The sequence below is a fragment of the Arthrobacter sp. Br18 genome (assembly GCF_000520555.1).
Classification (GTDB): Bacteria; Actinomycetota; Actinomycetes; order Actinomycetales; family Micrococcaceae; genus Arthrobacter_D.
On the sequence record NZ_KI914890.1, the window covers coordinates 76011 to 92264 of the forward strand.

Consider the following 16254-nt stretch of genomic DNA (forward strand, 5'->3'; position numbering starts at 1 on the left):
CCGGGGTGCCTCTGTTGGGCGTCCCGCTGGCAGGATCCGGGAGGTCGATCGGGCTCATGCCCCCAAGCGTAGGGCAGCCTGCCCACGTTGGTCCCCCTGTTCGCGATTCGATGATGGGGCTCATCGACCCGAAGCGGGGGTCCGTATCGGTTGGCCCCGGATCGAGTGCACAGCAATAACGGCCGACACGCCGTTCCCACCGTAATTCCTGCGCAGTCGATGAGGAGGGGGTGCGTCGACGCGACCGAAAGGCCTTCTACATAGGGTAGAAAAATGGCCGGAGAGTCTTCTACGAGGAGTAGAAATGCGCGCCCGAAAGCGGTAAGTTAGGTTCATCGGCACTCCCCCTTCGTAGGCGGATCCGCACCCCGCTGGAGTGCGTCATCGTGCATTGGTCAGAGAAGGAACAAGAACATGGCAACGCTCGGAGACCTTGAACGCACGGTGATGGAACTGCTGTGGGCCACGCCGGAAGCGCTGACGGCAAACGGACTGCGGGAGGCGATCGCGGAAGCGCCGTTCGGTGAGGTCGGCCGCGAACTCGCGGTCACCACCGTTCTCACGGTTCTCTCCCGGCTCGAGAAGAAGGGTCTGGTGCAGCGCGAGCGGAACAGCCGGCCCCACCGCTACAAGTCCGTCACCAGCCGCGAGGCCCACACAGCGGAACTGATGCATGAGGTCCTCGTCACCGCACCCGACCGGGAAGCGGTGCTCGCCCGCTTCATCGGCAGCGTCTCCGAAACCGAAGCACAGACTCTCCGCAAGCTGCTCAGCGGCAGCTGACCCGCCCGTGTTCTGGGCGTCCTACCTGTTGGCCACGCTCGCGATCATCCTCGCCTGGCCCGCACCGGTTGCGCTCTCCCGCGCACGATGGCCGGCTCGCGCGCCCTTTACCGCCCTGATCCTTTGGCAGTCGATAGCCCTCGCGGGCGGCCTGTCCATGATCGGCGCCATGCTCGTCTGGGGGCTTGAACCGCTGGGCGACAATCTGGTATCAGCTGCGGGTGGTTTTTGGAACGTCGCCCGGAACCAGGCACCGGCCGGAACCCTCGGCGTCGTACACGTCTTCGCACTCAGCGCGGCTTTCCTCCTCGGCGCACACCTGATTTTCACCCTGATGCTCACCTATGTGCGGATCCGGCGCCAGCGGCGCCGCCACCGGGATCTGCTCGGGCTGCTCAGTTCACCGGCGCTCGGCAGTCCCGCCACCCTGGTCATCAATCACCCGGCCCCGGTGGCGTACTGCCTTCCGGGCGGCGCCCGGTCGGTGACGGTGCTGTCCGATAGTCTGCTGGATCTCCTGACCCGGGAGGAGCTCGACGCCGTCCTGACACACGAGCGCGCCCACCTCCACCAGCGGCACCATCTGCTGCTCTGGGCGTTCGCCGCCTGGCGCGCGGCCCTGCCATGGCTGCCGACGTCCCTGCTGGCCCAGCGGGCGGTCAATGAACTGATCGAGATGCTCGCTGATGATGAGGCATTGAAACATGTCAAGGAATCAACGCTGGTCCGTGCCATCGCCATCGTCGCGTCAGGCTCGCCTCCACCGGCGTCCCTTGAGCAATGCGAGCCTCCCGCCACGCGTTCGGCTCCCGTGACGGTGTCCGCCCTGACAGAACTTGAACCGGGGACGGCGAGCACCCTGGAGGCGACGGCACAGCGCCTCAGCAGGCTCCTGACGCCCCTGCCGCCGCTGTCGGTCCTGCAGCGCAATACCGTTCTGGGCACGTCCGCACTGTTGCTGACCGTCCCGCCCATCCTCCTGGTGGCGCCGGAGCTGCTGGGCTAGGAACTACGCATCGATGCGTTCCCGGTCCAGCGTGGCCGCTCCCGCGACGATGAAGTCCTTCCGCGGTGCCACGTCGCTGCCCATCAGGAGATCGAACACCCGTTCGGCGGACTCCGCTTCCTGGATGCGGACGCGGCGCAGCGTCCGGTGGCGGGGGTCCATCGTCGTCTCAGCGAGCTGCCCGGCATCCATTTCTCCCAGTCCCTTGTAGCGCTGGATGGGTTCCTTGAAGCGCTTGCCCGACTTCTCCATGGCAGCGAGAAGCCGGTGCAGTTCGTTCTCCGAATAGGTGTAGACCATCTCATTGGGCTTGGATCCGGCGTTGATCACCTCGACGCGGTGGAGCGGCGGCACCGCGGCATACACCCGGCCGGCCATCACCAGGGGACGCATGTACCGGAAGAAGAGGGTCAGCAGGAGCGTACGGATGTGCGCCCCGTCCACATCAGCGTCCGTCATCAGAATGACCTTGCCGTAGCGGCGCGCGTCGAGCTGGAAGCTACGTCCGGAGCCGGCGCCCACCACCTGGATCAGGGCTGCGCATTCAGCATTGGACAACATGTCCCCGACCGAGGCCTTCTGCACGTTCAGAATCTTGCCGCGGATGGGCAGCAGCGCCTGGTAGTCGGAGGACCGCGCCAGTTTCGCGGTGCCGAGTGCGCTGTCACCCTCGACGATGAACAGTTCGGATCGTTCGGCATCGTCGATGCGGCAGTCGGCGAGTTTGGACGGCATGGACGAGGTCTCCAGCGCGTTCTTCCGCCGCTGGGTCTCCTTGTGCACACGGGCCGAGATGCGGGACTTCATTTCGGCGACCACTTTGTCGAGGAGCATGGCCGACTGCGGTTTGTCGTGGCGCGCTGTCGAGTTGAGGCGGGCCTGGATCTCCTTCTCCACGACCTTCGCCACGATGGCCCTCACGGCTGAGGTTCCGAGGATTTCCTTGGTCTGGCCCTCGAACTGCGGCTCCGCGAGCCGCACCGTCAGGACTGCGGTCAGGCCCGCGAAGACGTCGTCCTTCTCGATCTTGTCGCTGCCGACCTTGAGTTTCCGTGCATTCGCCTCGATGACCTTGCGGAAGGTCTTGAGGAGCGCCTGCTCGAACCCGCTCTGATGCGTGCCGCCCTTCGGGGTGGCGATGATGTTGACGTAGCTGCGCACCGTGGTCTCGTACCCGATGCCCCAGCGCAGCGCGATATCCACGTCGCAGTCACGCTCCACCTCGGCCATATGGCTGTGGCCGCGCTCGTCCAGCACAGGAACCGACTCCTTGAACCGACCCGACCCGTGGATACGCCAGACGTCAGTGACCGCGGCATCCGCGGCGAGGAACTCGGCGTATTCGGAAATGCCGCCGTCGTGCTGGAAGACCTCCTCGACCGGTCCAGCTTCTCCTGCCGTGCCCGGCAGCCGCCGGTCGTCCCGCAACGTGATGCGCAGGCCCGGCACCAGGAAGGAGGTCTGGCGTGCCCGCGCCTGGAGCTCCTCGTAGGAGAACTTCGCGTCCCTGGTGAAGATCTGGCGGTCGGCCCAGTAGCGGACCCTGGTTCCAGTGACGCCCCGCTTCACCGTACCGACCACCTCGAGGCGCGACTCGTCGAGGAATGGCTCGAACTCAGCGGTGGGCGAGAGGACCTTTCCGTCTTTGAACCGGCCGGGCTCACCACGGCGGAACGACATCTTGTAGGTCTTGCTTCCGCGGTCCACGAACACGTCAAGCCGTGCGGACAGGGCGTTGACAACGCTGGCGCCGACACCGTGCAGCCCGCCTGAGGCCGTGTAGGACCCTCCGCCGAACTTGCCACCGGCGTGAAGCTTGGTGAAGACCACCTCGACCCCACTCAGTCCGGTCTTCGGTTCGGCGTCGACGGGAATGCCGCGGCCGTCGTCGTGGATTTCCACCGAGCCGTCGGAGTGCAGGATGACCGTGATGCTCTGCCCGAAACCGGCAAGCGCCTCGTCGACGGAGTTGTCGATAATCTCCCACAGGCAATGCATCAGCCCCCGGGAGTCGGTCGATCCGATGTACATGCCTGGCCTCTTACGGACGGCTTCGAGCCCCTCGAGGACTGAGAGGTGCCGTGCTGTGTAATCGGAGCTTGGTGGGGTCACAGGTGAAAGATCTCCTTGGCGGGGTGGGGCGTTGCAGCGCGGCGGCAGTGTGGTGTACCAGCGATCAGTTTATTACCCGCCTCCCCCAGTGCTGGACAGGCTGGCCGCTCCACGGGCCTTGCCGTCCCTGACTGGTACGCCGGGAGCGAAAGACCACCCAGCCTGAGAAGCATCGGCCACGAATGATGGTTATATGGAAACACGATCCACATGAGGAGGCATTCATGTCCACTGCAGTAGCAACACGCGAAATAACCGCCCTGGACCGCTGCGATCGCTGCGGAGCCCAGGCCTACGTTCGGGCAGTCCTTCAGTCCTCCGGTGGCGAGCTTCTCTTCTGCGGCCATCACGCGCGTACCGTCGAATTGAACCTCAAGCCGCTCACGTCCGAGTGGCAGGATGAGACCCAGCGGCTTCACGAGAAGCCGGCGGTCGTCGCCTAGCGACCGACACCATGTCGGCAGCAGGCTGGAAACAGGGCTTGACCCCCAACGGTTTGGGCTTACGCCAGAGTGACAGCGTACGCGGATAAAATGGAAGAGACCCCCTCGAACCGAGGGGGTCTCTTCCTTTCGCCGATGTGCGGGAATTCCTAGTCCAGGTAGTCCCGCAGCACCTGCGAGCGGGAAGGATGGCGCAACTTGGACATGGTCTTCGACTCGATCTGGCGGATCCGCTCACGCGTCACCCCGTACACCTTGCCGATTTCGTCCAGGGTCTTCGGCTGTCCGTCGGTCAGGCCGAACCGCATGGCGACGACTCCGGCTTCGCGCTCCGAGAGCGTGTCGAGGACCGAGTGGAGCTGTTCCTGCAGCAGGGTGAAACTCACTGCGTCCGCCGGGACCACTGCCTCGGAGTCCTCGATGAGGTCGCCGAACTCGGAGTCGCCGTCCTCACCGAGCGGGGTATGAAGGGAGATCGGCTCGCGGCCGTACTTCTGGACCTCGACCACCTTCTCCGGTGTCATATCCAGCTCGAGGGCCAGTTCCTCGGGAGTAGGCTCGCGCCCCAGGTCCTGCAGCATCTGCCGCTGGACACGTGCAAGCTTGTTGATGACCTCGACCATGTGGACCGGGATGCGGATGGTCCTCGCCTGGTCGGCCATGGCGCGGGTGATGGCCTGGCGGATCCACCAGGTGGCGTACGTGGAGAACTTGAAGCCCTTGGTGTAGTCGAACTTCTCGACGGCGCGGATGAGCCCCAGGTTTCCCTCCTGAATGAGGTCGAGGAAAAGCATGCCGCGCCCGGTGTATCGCTTCGCCAGGGACACCACGAGGCGCAGATTCGCTTCGAGGAGGTGGTTCTTGGCGCGCTTTCCGTCGTGGATGACCCATTCGAGCTCCCGGCGGAGCTTCGGATCCATTCCCGGGTCGGCGTTGATCTTGTCCTCGGCGAAAAGGCCGGCTTCGATGCGCAGCGCGAGGTCCACTTCCTGCTCCGCATTGAGGAGGGCGACCTTGCCGATCTGCTTGAGGTAGTCCTTGACCGGATCGGCCGTGGCGCCCGCGGACACCACCTGCTGCGCGGGGGCGTCGTCGTCATCCGCGTCGGAGTAGACGAAGCCGGTTGTCGATCCCGTTTCCGCTTCGGCAACCTCGGGCTTGGCCTCTTCTGCGTCCTGCTCGCCCTGCGGATCCGCGACGACATCCAGCGCCTCGTCCGGGCTCTGCGCACCGGCTGAAGCCTTCACCGGCGTCTTGGCAGAGGCGACCTTCGGGGCGGCCTTCTTGGGCGCGGCCCGACGCTTGGTGGTGGTGGAACCGGCTTCGAGCGAAACCGGTGCTGCTGTATTCTTGACCGACACAGAGAACCTTTCATACGGCGGTGTGCGGTGCCGTCAAGGGGACAACACCACTATGACCCTGTCAAGTCCGTGGCTTTCTCCAAGGGGAATCGGTCAGGCAGGGTTCCTTGATAGAACCCGCCTTCTGCCTGCGCTATTCCCGCCAGCTGTAGCTTTCCAGCCTGCAGCGGGTACTGCGCAATCTTCCAATTGGTGCACGGACCCGACCGGGTCTCAACTCCAATTGTCGCACGAGATACCCGCGCCCCGTAAATGTTGAAGGGCGTTGCTCCTGCATCCTGCGCATTATCCTGTCCGGCGGGACGGCGCCGCCCACGCCGAGCTGCGTTTCCTTGCCCATGCCGGCATCCCGCCCCTGGAGATGAGTTCGGAGAGGAGCCTCGCCAGGCGGTAGCCCGGCGCAGCGGCCTCCGCCTCGGCGAGGTGCACGCAGGCGCGTGAGCCCCGCCCCCGTGCGAATTCGATCCAGGCCAGCATCGAGCACACGGCGGCTTTGCCCTCGCCGGCCGAAACGGCCGAGAGCCGTATCAGCAGGTCGTGCACGGAGTCGGCCCTGCTCCACGTCATGGCGCCCTCATACCGTCCCGACAGCAGATCGCTGAGCTGAAGTGCGTCCGCCCTCGAGGCCGGCGCATCCCAGGAGGCTGCATCGCTGCCGGAATTTCCGGCCGGACGAAGGGGATGGGTAAGCGCGGGTGCTACCGGAGGAGCAGCCGGGTGCTGTTCCTCGAGCAGGCCGCAGGCCCGGGCTCCACGCACCGCGCTTCCCAGACCGAGGCAACTGCTGACGAGTAGAAAATCCCTCACTGTCTTCGAACCCAGGCTGGCGATGAGGAAGCCGCCGACGCCAGGCTGTTCGCTGCACTCCAGCGGGAGCGGCAGGCTGATTGCCGCTTCCCAGACCTCGACCGTCGCGCGGAACTGGCTCGTCTCCAGCCACCGGCCGCGGCACAGTGCGGCGTACTTCGCACAAGCCCGCGCCACCTCGGCCGTCGCCTGCGGGGCGGGCGCGGCCGCTCCGAGCTGCACGGCTGCATCCACGGACGGCGCAACAGAGCTCCCTTCGAAGATGAGCTCGGCATTCAGGGCGCTGTCGGTCACCCCCTCCAGCGGATGCCCCGGCCACAGGCAGCACTGCGCATCGGAACAGAAGTAGTCGCGCCAGGTGGACGGCGAGATGAGCCACCCGTCGCGGAGGCCGATACCCGCCCTGTGCAGCGCCGAATCGAGGGCGTTCACCATGGACCGGTGCGGCGGGGCGCCGGGCCGGTCCCACGGCGTAGCCGTATAGAGCATCATCAGCGAACCGTCAGCGGTGTCGTCCGCGACGAGGAAGGAACAGACGCCTGCGGCAAACTGGGCGGGGTCGCCGTCGCCGTACGGAAGGTCCACGCGGAGGGTGGCGCCGAGCCGCTTGCCGGTCAGAGTGAGAATGACGAGACTCTCGAACGGGACGAATCCGAGGGCATGCGGCACGTAGGAAAGAATGTCTGCGGGCGAGCTGATCCTGAAGGGCGAAGGAAAGGTGGTCATGACCCGATCCTGCGCCGTCGCCGCCGCCGGAGGCAGCGGCCCCTGCCCTATGTGAATAATCCGCCGGGTGGCTAAACCGGAGGCTCCGGATGCCGCCGTCGGGCTCTCTCCCGGCTCCGCCGGGCCCGCTCCCTTGCGACGGCCTGGCGGATCGGCGGGACGATGACGCCCTGGGCCGCAAGCTGCCGGCGCACTCTCCTGCGCACCACCAGCATGGCGCCGACACCGAAGGCGAGGAACACCAGCTGGGTTGAGAGCGCGAGCCGGAAGGAGGCGAGCGAGTAGAGCCTGCCCGCCGAGAAGCCCGAGGCCACCAGCAGGTCGAGGACCACCCCGATGATATACATCGACACCAGTGATGCCGTGAAACCACCGATGTTGACGATGCCGGTTGCCGTGCCCACACGGGTGGAAGGGTTGAAGGTACGGGCGAAGTCGAAGGCGATCATCGACCCCGGACCACCCACCGCGAGCGCCACGACCAGCAGGGCCAGGAGCCAGTAGGGAGCAGGACCGGGGTGCAGCAGCACCGAGAGCCACCCGGCCGTGATCACTCCCGCGATGGCCAGCACCATGGTGGACCTGCGCAGCGGGTGACGCGCCACGTAACGTCCAAGGACGGGACCACAGACGATTCCGACGGCCACGAACAGGGTCATCAGTGCTGACGCCGCGCCCTCCGCCACGCCTTCGGCGCTGACGAGATAGGGATAACCCCACATCAGCACGAAGACCGTGCCCGGGAACTGGATGGTGAAGTGGGACCACAGCCCCAGCCGTGTGCCGGGCTGCCGCCAGGCTTCGGCAAGTGAGACGCCGGTCTGCCGGAGCGTGGGAAGAACACCCTCGCTGTCCCGGTGCGGGCTGTCGCGGATCAGCGTCAGGGCCAGCACGAAGGCGAGGAGGGAAAGCGACGACGCCGCCAGGAACGCGGATGTCCAGCCGAAGGTCGAAAGGACCGCGACGAACGGCACCACGGAGACGATCTGGCCCAACTGACCGATGATGCCCGTCCATTGGGTGAGAACGGGAATTCTCCGGGGATCGAACCAGGCAGGGAGCAGTCGAAGCACCGAGATGAACGTGGTTGCGTCGCCCGCACCGACCAGGAGCCTGCCCGCAATACCGGCGCCCACCGAGTCGGCAAAGGCGAGCTGCAGCTGTCCGAGCATCATCAGCAGGGCACCCGTGACGATGAGGGCGCGCGGTCCCCAGCGGTCCACGAGCACCCCGACGGGGATCTGCAGGGTTGCATAGACCAGCAGCTGCACCACGGTGAAGACCGCCAGCTGCGACGCCGTCGCGCTGAATCGCTCGGTGGCCTCGATGCCCGCCACGCCGAAGGTGGTCCGCTGGGTCACGGCGACGAGGTAGGCGCAGACGCCGGCGGCCCACACTACATAGGCGCGATTGTTCCGGGATCCACTCACCTGCCCATTATTCAACGCACGGGGTCGCCGCCGTCGTCCGTTGCTCCTGTTTCGTCCGGTTCGTGTGCGGCGTCCCAGAGAAGAGTCGATTCCTCTTCCGCCTGGGGGCTTGCAAGATACGCTTCGACGGCAGCGCCGAGCTCCTCGGCGCTGGCCAGTTCGCTGTTCTCCTTGACGAGCAATGACCTCCGCTCCGTGCTTCCGGCGTGCTCGTCGTACTTACGTTCCAGGTTCGTCACCACCGACTGCACCTCGGTGGATCCGTTCACCTGGCGCGCGATCTGGCGTTCGACGTCGCGGCCGGTCTCCCGCAGCCGGTCGGTGGGGAGCATGAGCTTGGCGGACGCCCCCAGGTATTCGAGCCCGGCGACCGCCGCGGGCGGATATTCCGCCTCCGCCAAGTAGTGGGGCACATGCACCACATGCCCGACGACGTCGTGCCCTGCCTCGATGAGCCTCAGTTCGAGCAGGTGGCCGATCGACGCCTGGAGCTCCGCCGTGGGACGCCAGGCATTCTTGCCCTCGATCAGGTCGGAGCGGTTCCCGTGCACGGTGACGCCGATGGGCCGGGTGTGCGGAACAGGCATCGGAATGGCGTGGATCCAGGACAACAGCGAGATGTCGAGCTCCTCGAAGAGGATGAGTACTGCGCTGATGAACCGCTCCCACTGCAGGTCGGGTTCAAAACCGGTCAGGAGCAGGAAAGGCTCGCCGAGCCCGTCGTGCAACCGGTGCAGCTCGAGGCGCGGCGGCTGGTAATCGGTGAGATGGTCCTCGTTGAAGGTGATCCGCGGGCGCCGGCTGCGGTAGTCGATCAGTTGATCCGCGTCGAATACGGCCACGGTCTCGGAGTCGAGGATTTCGAGCAGCTCCTCGCTGACCTGCGACACCACGTGCCCGGCGTCGGCGAATCCGCTCAGGCTCGCAAGAAGCGGCAGCCCCTTCGATGCGGGATCATCGAAGATCTCCGCGTTGACGTTGAACAGTGTCCGTGGTTCCAGCATTGCTTCCTCCCTGCGCTCCCCGGCGCCTGCCGCGGGGCGGCAGTCAAGCGGTGGACGCTGAAGGACAGCGTCCGTAGTTAGCTAACGCGCGGGGCAGCCCGTTTCATTCCAGTGCGGCGGCGCGCCCGTCCTCCCGCCGGACGGAAGGTCGCCGACCACAAGAGACTACGATCGGGAGGAAAGCCCGGGCCGATTCCCGGGCACCCACCCCGGGCACCCACCCCGGGCACCCATCCGGAAATGAGGAAGCAGCTTCGTGATCAAAGCAAGCGAACTTAACCTGACCGCCGCGTCGAAAGACCTGAGGAAGGTCCCCAGTGACGCATTGGTGGTCGGAGTGGCGAAGACCGCTGGTGGCCCGGTGCTCCTCGGCTCCGCCCTCCCGGCCAAAGCCGCCAGGGCACTGAACGACTCCCTCCAGGTCCTGGGAATCACCGGCGCAGCGGATGAGGTGCGGCGCCTTCCGGGCCTGCCGGAGACCGGCGCCGATTCCCTTGTCCTCACCGGCGTGGGCCGGGTCGAGCCCGGACACGGACTCCCCGCAGAGACCCTCCGCCGTGCGGCCGGAGCTGCGATCCGCCAGCTCGCCGGAGTCGAGACCGTTGTCATCGCGCTTCCCGCACCGTCCGTCGCCGAGGCAGCGGCCGTCGCCGAGGGTGCCGCACTCGGTGCATACGCCTACGAGGGCTACCGCTCGGGCATCGGAGCGGACGGCGCGATCGCCCCGAAAGAGAACACCGGTGCGGTGAGAAATGTGATCGTCTACTGCGAATGCGCACAGGACCCCGCCCTCCAGGACGCGCTGCGGCGGGCCTCGGTGCTCGGCCGGAACGTCAATGCCACGCGGTCGCTCGTGAATCAGCCGCCGAGCCACCTTTACCCTGAAACCTTCGCCCAGGCCGCCAGGGACCTCGCGAAAGGGCTGCCGGTGAAGGTCACAGTGATGGACGAGAAGAGGCTCGAGCGCGACGGCTACGGCGGCCTCCTGGGCGTCGGCAAGGGCTCCTCCCGGCCGCCCCGGATGGTCAAGGTGGAATACTCGCCCGCCAAATCGCAGGTCCACCTCGCCCTCGTCGGCAAGGGAATCACCTTCGATTCGGGTGGGCTGTCCCTCAAGCCCGCCGCCGGCATGCAGACGATGAAGCTCGACATGGCCGGCGCCGCCGTCGTCCTGAACACCCTCCTGGCCGTGGCAGAGCTCGGCCTACCCGCCAAGGTGACGGCCTGGATGTGCCTTGCCGAGAACATGCCGTCGGGAACCGCCCAGCGGCCCGAGGACGTCCTGACCATTTTCGGGGGCCGCACGGTCGAGGTCCTCAACACCGACGCCGAAGGGCGCCTCGTCCTCGCCGATGGACTCGCCGCAGCCAGCGAAGAGGCTCCGGATGCGATCATCGACATCGCCACGCTGACCGGTGCGCAGATGATCGCCCTGGGAACCCGGGTGTCGGGCGTCATGGGCGACGACGGCGTGCGCGACGCCGTCAAGGCTGCAGCGGACCGCGCCGGTGAGCAGTTCTGGCCGATGCCGCTCCCCGAGGAGCTCCGCGCGAGCCTCGACTCGCAGGTCGCCGACATCGCGAACATCGGCGAACGCAATGGCGGCATGATGACCGCCGCCGTCTTCCTGCGCGAATTCGTGGGCCAAGTGGACGGGGAGAAGATTCCCTGGGCGCACCTGGACATCGCGGGCCCCGCCTTCAACGAAGGCTCCGCTTTCGGCTACACCCCGAAGGCGGGCACCGGCGTAGGCGTCCGGACGCTCCTCGCCTACATCGAGGACGTCCTCGCCCGCGCAGGACCAGCCGCGCATCACCCGGCCGCGCAGGATCAGCCGGGTGATGCTGGCCACACTGGGGGCCCGCGTTTCCGTTGGCAGGTAGATGCACGGGTGATGTGGGGATAGGGTGAAACCTGATCGCCTGGCGCTTGGCCAGAATCACCGACCGACGCGCTCACATGCGTCACAGATCACGCGAGGGAGCGTCAAAGTGGCCGATACGGCACCTGCGCAAGAATTCGACATCCTGGTACTCGGTGGGGGAAGCGGCGGCTATGCCGCGGCGCTTCGCGCCGTGCAGCTCGGCCAGACCGTAGGCCTGATCGAGAAGGGCAAGCTGGGCGGCACCTGCCTCCACAACGGCTGCATCCCCACCAAGGCCCTGCTGCACTCGGCTGAAATTGCCGATGGTGCCCGCGACGCCGGCAAGTATGGGGTGAAGGCGTCCTTCGATTCCATCGACATGCCCGCGGTGAATGCCTACAAGGACGGCATCATCGCCGGAAAGTACCGCGGTCTGCAGGGACTCATCAATTCCAAGGGCATCACGGTCATCGAAGGTGCGGGCAAGCTGACGTCGAAGAGCACCGTGGAGGTCGACGGCACCTCCTACACCGGCAAGAACATCGTCCTGGCGACCGGCTCCTTCTCGAAGACGCTGCCGGGCCTTGAGATCGGCGGGAAGGTCATCACCTCGGACCAGGCCCTGACCATGGATTTCGTCCCCAAGAGCGTGATCATCCTCGGCGGCGGCGTCATCGGCTGTGAGTTCGCGTCGGTCTGGAAGTCCTTCGGCGTAGACGTCACCATCATCGAGGCACTGCCCTCCCTGGTACCCAACGAGGACGCCGCGATCGTCAAGGGCTTCGAGCGCGCCTTCAAGAAGCGCGGCATCAAGTTCAACACGGGCACCCGGTTCAAGGGCGTGGAACAGAACGACGACGGGGTGAAGGCCACCCTCGAGGACGGCAAGACCTTCGAGGCCGACCTCATGCTCGTCGCCGTCGGCCGTGGCCCGGTCACCGACGGCCTCGGCTATGAGGAAGCCGGCATTCCGCTGGACCGCGGGTACGTCATCACCAACGAGCGGCTCCACACCGGCGTGGGGAACATCTACGCGGTCGGCGATATCGTACCCGGCCTGCAGCTCGCCCACCGCGGCTTCCAGCAGGGCATCTTCGTCGCCGAGGAAATCGGCGGGCTGAAGCCGGTGATCGTCGAGGACATCAACATCCCCAAGGTCACCTACAGCGACCCCGAGATCGCCTCGGTCGGCTACACCGAGAAGGCCGCCCGCGAGAAGCTCGGCGACGACCGCGTGGAAACCACCGAGTACAACCTCGCAGGCAACGGCAAGAGCTCGATCATCGGCACCGGCGGCCTCGTGAAGCTCGTGCGTGAGAAGGACGGACCGATTGTCGGCATCCATATGCTCGGCAGCCGGATGGGCGAGCAGATCGGTGAGGCACAGCTCATCGTGAACTGGGAAGCGTACCCCGAGGATGTGGCCCAGCTCGTCCACGCCCACCCCACCCAGAACGAGGCCCTGGGCGAGGCACACCTGGCACTGGCGGGCAAGCCCCTTCACGGCTGAGCCTCCGGCACCGAATTGACGGCCCCCGGCCCGACCCGGAGAGAGCTTGGACTAAGCTCGCAGATAAAGCACCACAGCAACCTCAGCTGATCCGGCACCGCTGGTCACCCAGCTGCCCAGGATCGAACCAAATAAGGAGAAACGGGGACACTATGTCTGAATCCGTGAACTTACCCGCTCTCGGTGAAAGCGTCACTGAGGGTACCGTGACGCGATGGCTCAAGCAGGTCGGCGACCGCGTGGAGGTTGACGAACCGTTGCTGGAGGTTTCCACCGACAAGGTCGACACCGAAATCCCTTCGCCGATCGCCGGAGTCATCGAGGAGATTCTCGTCGCCGAGGACGAGACCGCCGAGGTCGGTGCTCCCCTCGTTCGGATCGGTGATGGAACAGGCGCAGGAGGCTCGGACGCAGGGGGGTCCGGGGACGCTGCGGAATCCGCGACAGAGCCCGAAGCTGCCGCAGAGCCCGAACCTGCCGCAGAGCCCGAACCTGAAGAGCCTCCCGCTCCTGAAGAGCCTCCCGCTCCTGAAGAGGCCCCCGCACCTGCGAAGGCCCCGGAGGAAACTCCAAAGGAGTCGCCGAAGGATTCCGGCAGCTCCGGTGGCACCGAGGTGACCCTCCCCGCACTGGGCGAAAGCGTTACCGAGGGCACGGTGACGCGGTGGCTGAAGGCCGTCGGCGACGACGTCGAGGTGGACGAGCCGCTGCTGGAGGTGTCGACCGACAAGGTCGACACCGAAATTCCTTCTCCCGTTGCCGGGAAGCTCCAGGAGATCCGGGTCAACGAGGACGAGACCGTCGAGGTCGGTGCGGTGCTCGCCGTCATCGGCTCGGGTGCCGGAGCCCCGGCGAAAGCTGAAGCCGGGTCGGGGGAGCCGGTTGCGGCGACCCCGTCCGAGGAGCGCAGCGACGCTCCGACCGAGAAGCCGGGAGCGGACAAGGAAGCACAGCGTGCCGGCGCGACGTCCGAACCCGACGCGGAGCCCGTAAAGGAAGCGCCCGCAGCCACGGAAGAACCGAAGGCACCCGCTGAATCAAAGCCCTCCGGGACCGAAGCGGACAGCTCCTCCGATGCCTCGGCCTACGTCACCCCCCTGGTGCGGAAACTCGCGAATCAGAACAGCGTTGACCTCGCATCGGTCAAGGGCACCGGTGTGGGTGGCCGCATCCGTAAGCAGGACGTCCTCGACGCAGCGGAAGCCGGCAGGGCGAAGGAAGCCGCACCGGCCCAGTCCCCCGCCTCCGGCGCACCTGCTCCGGGACAGGCACAGGCTCCCGCGGCCCCCGCGGCCGAGCCCTCGAAACTGCGCGGCACCGTGGAGAAGGCACCGCGCATCCGTCAGACCATCGCCAAGCGCATGCGGGAATCCCTCGAGGTCTCTGCCCAGCTCACCCAGGTGATCGAGGTGGACATGACCCGTGTTGCACACCTGCGCACCGCGGCGAAGGCCACCTTCCAGGCGCAGAACGGCGCGAAGCTCACGTTCCTGCCCTTCATCTCGAAGGCAGTGACCGAGGCACTCAAGCAGCACGCCAAGCTGAACGCGTCCTTCGACGAGGAAAAGAAGGAAGTGACCTACCACGACGCCGAGCACCTTGCGATCGCGGTGGACACCGAAAAGGGCCTCCTGGTTCCGGTGATCCGGGACGCGGGAAACCTGAACCTGGGTGGCCTGGCCAAGAAGATCGCCGACGTCGGCGCCCGCACCCGCAGTGGGAAGATCGGGCCGGACGAGCTTTCCGGTGGCACCTTCACCATCACCAACATCGGATCGGTGGGAGCGCTGTTCGACACACCCATCATCAACCAGCCGCAGGTCGGCATCCTCGGTACCGGAGCAATCGTCAAGCGCCCCGTGGTGATGACCGACGCCGACGGCGGGGACACCATCGCGATCCGCTCCATGATGTACCTCAGCCTGACCTACGACCACCGCCTGGTCGACGGCGCGGACGCGGGGCGGTTCCTGCAGACGCTCAAGTCCCGACTCGAAGCCGGCGCGTTCGAGGCCGACCTCGGCCTGTAGGGATTTACCAGCACCGTCAACCTTCCACTGTCAACGTAAGGAGAAACATGGCTACCGTTCGTAAAGCCCACGCCGTCTGGTCGGGCGACCTTCCCACCGGTTCCGGACAGGTGACCCTCGATTCATCAGGTCTTGGCACCTACGACGTCACCTGGAAAGCCCGCACTGAAGAGTCGGGCGGAAGGACGAGCCCGGAAGAGCTCATTGCCGCAGCCCACTCGTCCTGCTTCAACATGGCTTTCAGCCTTGCGCTGGGCGAGGAGGGCAAGACCCCGGACCGACTCGAGACGCATGCCGAGGTCGACTTCGTGCCGGGCAAGGGCATCACTGCCATCCGTCTGACGCTCAGCGCACGCATCCCCGGCCTGTCCGAGGACGACTTCCAGCGCCTTGCCAACGACGCCAAGGAAGGGTGCCCGGTGTCCCAGGCTCTCGCCGCCGTGAAGAATATCTCCCTCACAGCCACCCTGGAGTTGTAGGAATCAGTATCAGAACAGCGGGCCGGGATTCAGCAATCCCGCCCGCTGTTCCTCTGTCATCCACGGCGAGGACTAACCCGACGGCTGCGCTTGCGCCCGCCGTTTCCCGGATGGCACTCGGGGTGGTTCGATGGTTCCATGCGCATCCTCATCGCCGGAGCATCCGGCACCATCGGCACAGCACTGGCCCGGCACCTTCGCGGAACCCACGAGGTTCACCGCCTTGTCCGGCGGAAACCGTCCGGCCCCGACGAAACCTACTGGGACCCCTCACGCGGGGAGATAGACCAGTCGGCGATCGAGAAAGCTGACGCGGTGGTGAACCTGTCCGGAGCCGGTATTGCCGGACGGCTCTGGACGCGCAGCTATAAGGAAGTGCTCTACTCCTCACGGCTCAAACCCACCAGGACACTGGTCGATGCGATGGCACGAGCGGAGAACCCGCCCACCGTGTTCCTCAGCCAATCGGGGTCGAACTACTACGGTGACCGTGGTGACGAGATCCTCACCGAGTCCTCCGCATCCGGGAACTCGGTCCTCGCCGACATCTGCCGGCGGTGGGAAGCGGAGGCCCATCAGGCGCCGTCGACCGTGCGGGTGGTAACACCCCGCACGGGCCTCGTCATGACCACGCGCGGAGGCGCCCTGCCCAAGCTCCTGCTGCCGCTCCGCCTGTACGGCGGCGGGCCGATCGGCTCC

13 protein-coding genes are annotated in these 16254 nt (G+C 66.2%); 8 read left to right on the forward strand and 5 right to left on the reverse strand.

The genetic code is table 11. The features are described 5' to 3' along the window. Positions 1-414: 414 nt before the first annotated feature. Both Y704_RS0115585 and Y704_RS0115590 read left to right on the forward strand, forming a co-directional pair. Positions 415-783: a BlaI/MecI/CopY family transcriptional regulator gene (locus Y704_RS0115585; RefSeq protein WP_026550799.1), complete on the forward strand. Its 369-nt coding sequence runs from the start codon at positions 415-417 to the stop codon at positions 781-783. A 7-nt stretch (positions 784-790) separates the two neighbouring features. Continuing rightward, on the forward strand, positions 791-1789 hold the full coding sequence (locus Y704_RS0115590) for a M48 family metalloprotease (protein ID WP_026550800.1): 999 nt from the start codon (positions 791-793) through the stop codon (positions 1787-1789). 3 nt (positions 1790-1792) lie between these two features. Here the strand turns inward: Y704_RS0115590 and Y704_RS0115595 are convergent, their stop codons facing one another. After that, positions 1793-3901, reverse strand: coding sequence for a DNA gyrase/topoisomerase IV subunit B (locus Y704_RS0115595; RefSeq protein ID WP_026550801.1), 2109 nt, complete (start codon positions 3899-3901; stop codon positions 1793-1795). A gap of 224 nt (positions 3902-4125) precedes the next feature. Between Y704_RS0115595 and Y704_RS0115600 the strand changes: the two genes are divergently transcribed. Then, a complete protein-coding gene (locus tag Y704_RS0115600) occupies positions 4126-4344 on the forward strand; it encodes a DUF7455 domain-containing protein (protein WP_026550802.1) in 219 nt (72 codons plus the stop codon). A 149-nt stretch (positions 4345-4493) separates the two neighbouring features. Here Y704_RS0115600 and Y704_RS0115605 read toward each other — a convergent pair whose 3' ends face one another. From Y704_RS0115605 to Y704_RS21925, 4 genes are all read right to left on the reverse strand, one after another. Continuing rightward, positions 4494-5705: an RNA polymerase sigma factor gene (locus Y704_RS0115605; RefSeq protein WP_026550803.1), complete on the reverse strand. Its 1212-nt coding sequence runs from the start codon at positions 5703-5705 to the stop codon at positions 4494-4496. 285 nt (positions 5706-5990) lie between these two features. Further along, entirely contained in the window at positions 5991-7238 is a 1248-nt protein-coding gene (locus Y704_RS0115610) for a DUF4192 domain-containing protein (RefSeq protein ID WP_026550804.1), read from the reverse strand. A 71-nt stretch (positions 7239-7309) separates the two neighbouring features. Then, positions 7310-8668 carry an MFS transporter gene (locus Y704_RS0115615; protein ID WP_026550805.1) on the reverse strand — a complete coding sequence of 453 codons (1359 nt, stop codon included), beginning with the start codon at positions 8666-8668 and terminating at the stop codon, positions 7310-7312. Between the two features lie 11 nt (positions 8669-8679). Then, positions 8680-9672 carry a proteasome assembly chaperone family protein gene (locus Y704_RS21925; protein ID WP_051477212.1) on the reverse strand — a complete coding sequence of 331 codons (993 nt, stop codon included), beginning with the start codon at positions 9670-9672 and terminating at the stop codon, positions 8680-8682. A gap of 256 nt (positions 9673-9928) precedes the next feature. Here Y704_RS21925 and Y704_RS21930 point away from each other — a divergent pair, with 256 nt between their 5' ends. The 5 genes from Y704_RS21930 to Y704_RS21935 form a co-directional block, all read left to right on the forward strand. Continuing rightward, complete coding sequence (locus tag Y704_RS21930) at positions 9929-11578, forward strand: leucyl aminopeptidase (protein WP_081747709.1); 1650 nt, start codon at positions 9929-9931, stop codon at positions 11576-11578. Between the two features lie 85 nt (positions 11579-11663). Further along, a complete protein-coding gene (gene lpdA, locus Y704_RS0115630; RefSeq protein ID WP_026550806.1) occupies positions 11664-13046 on the forward strand; it encodes a dihydrolipoyl dehydrogenase in 1383 nt (460 codons plus the stop codon). Positions 13047-13198: 152 nt separating this feature from the next. Next, the gene (gene sucB / locus Y704_RS0115635; protein WP_026550807.1) at positions 13199-15076 is read left to right on the forward strand and encodes a 2-oxoglutarate dehydrogenase, E2 component, dihydrolipoamide succinyltransferase; all 1878 of its coding nucleotides are present in this window, start codon (positions 13199-13201) and stop codon (positions 15074-15076) included. A gap of 47 nt (positions 15077-15123) precedes the next feature. Further along, positions 15124-15555 (forward strand): OsmC family protein, encoded by a 432-nt coding sequence (locus Y704_RS0115640; RefSeq protein WP_026550808.1) that lies wholly within the window; start codon positions 15124-15126, stop codon positions 15553-15555. Positions 15556-15693: 138 nt separating this feature from the next. Next, a partial coding sequence (locus Y704_RS21935; RefSeq protein WP_035773051.1) for an NAD-dependent epimerase/dehydratase family protein occupies positions 15694-16254 on the forward strand: 561 nt, incomplete at its 3' end.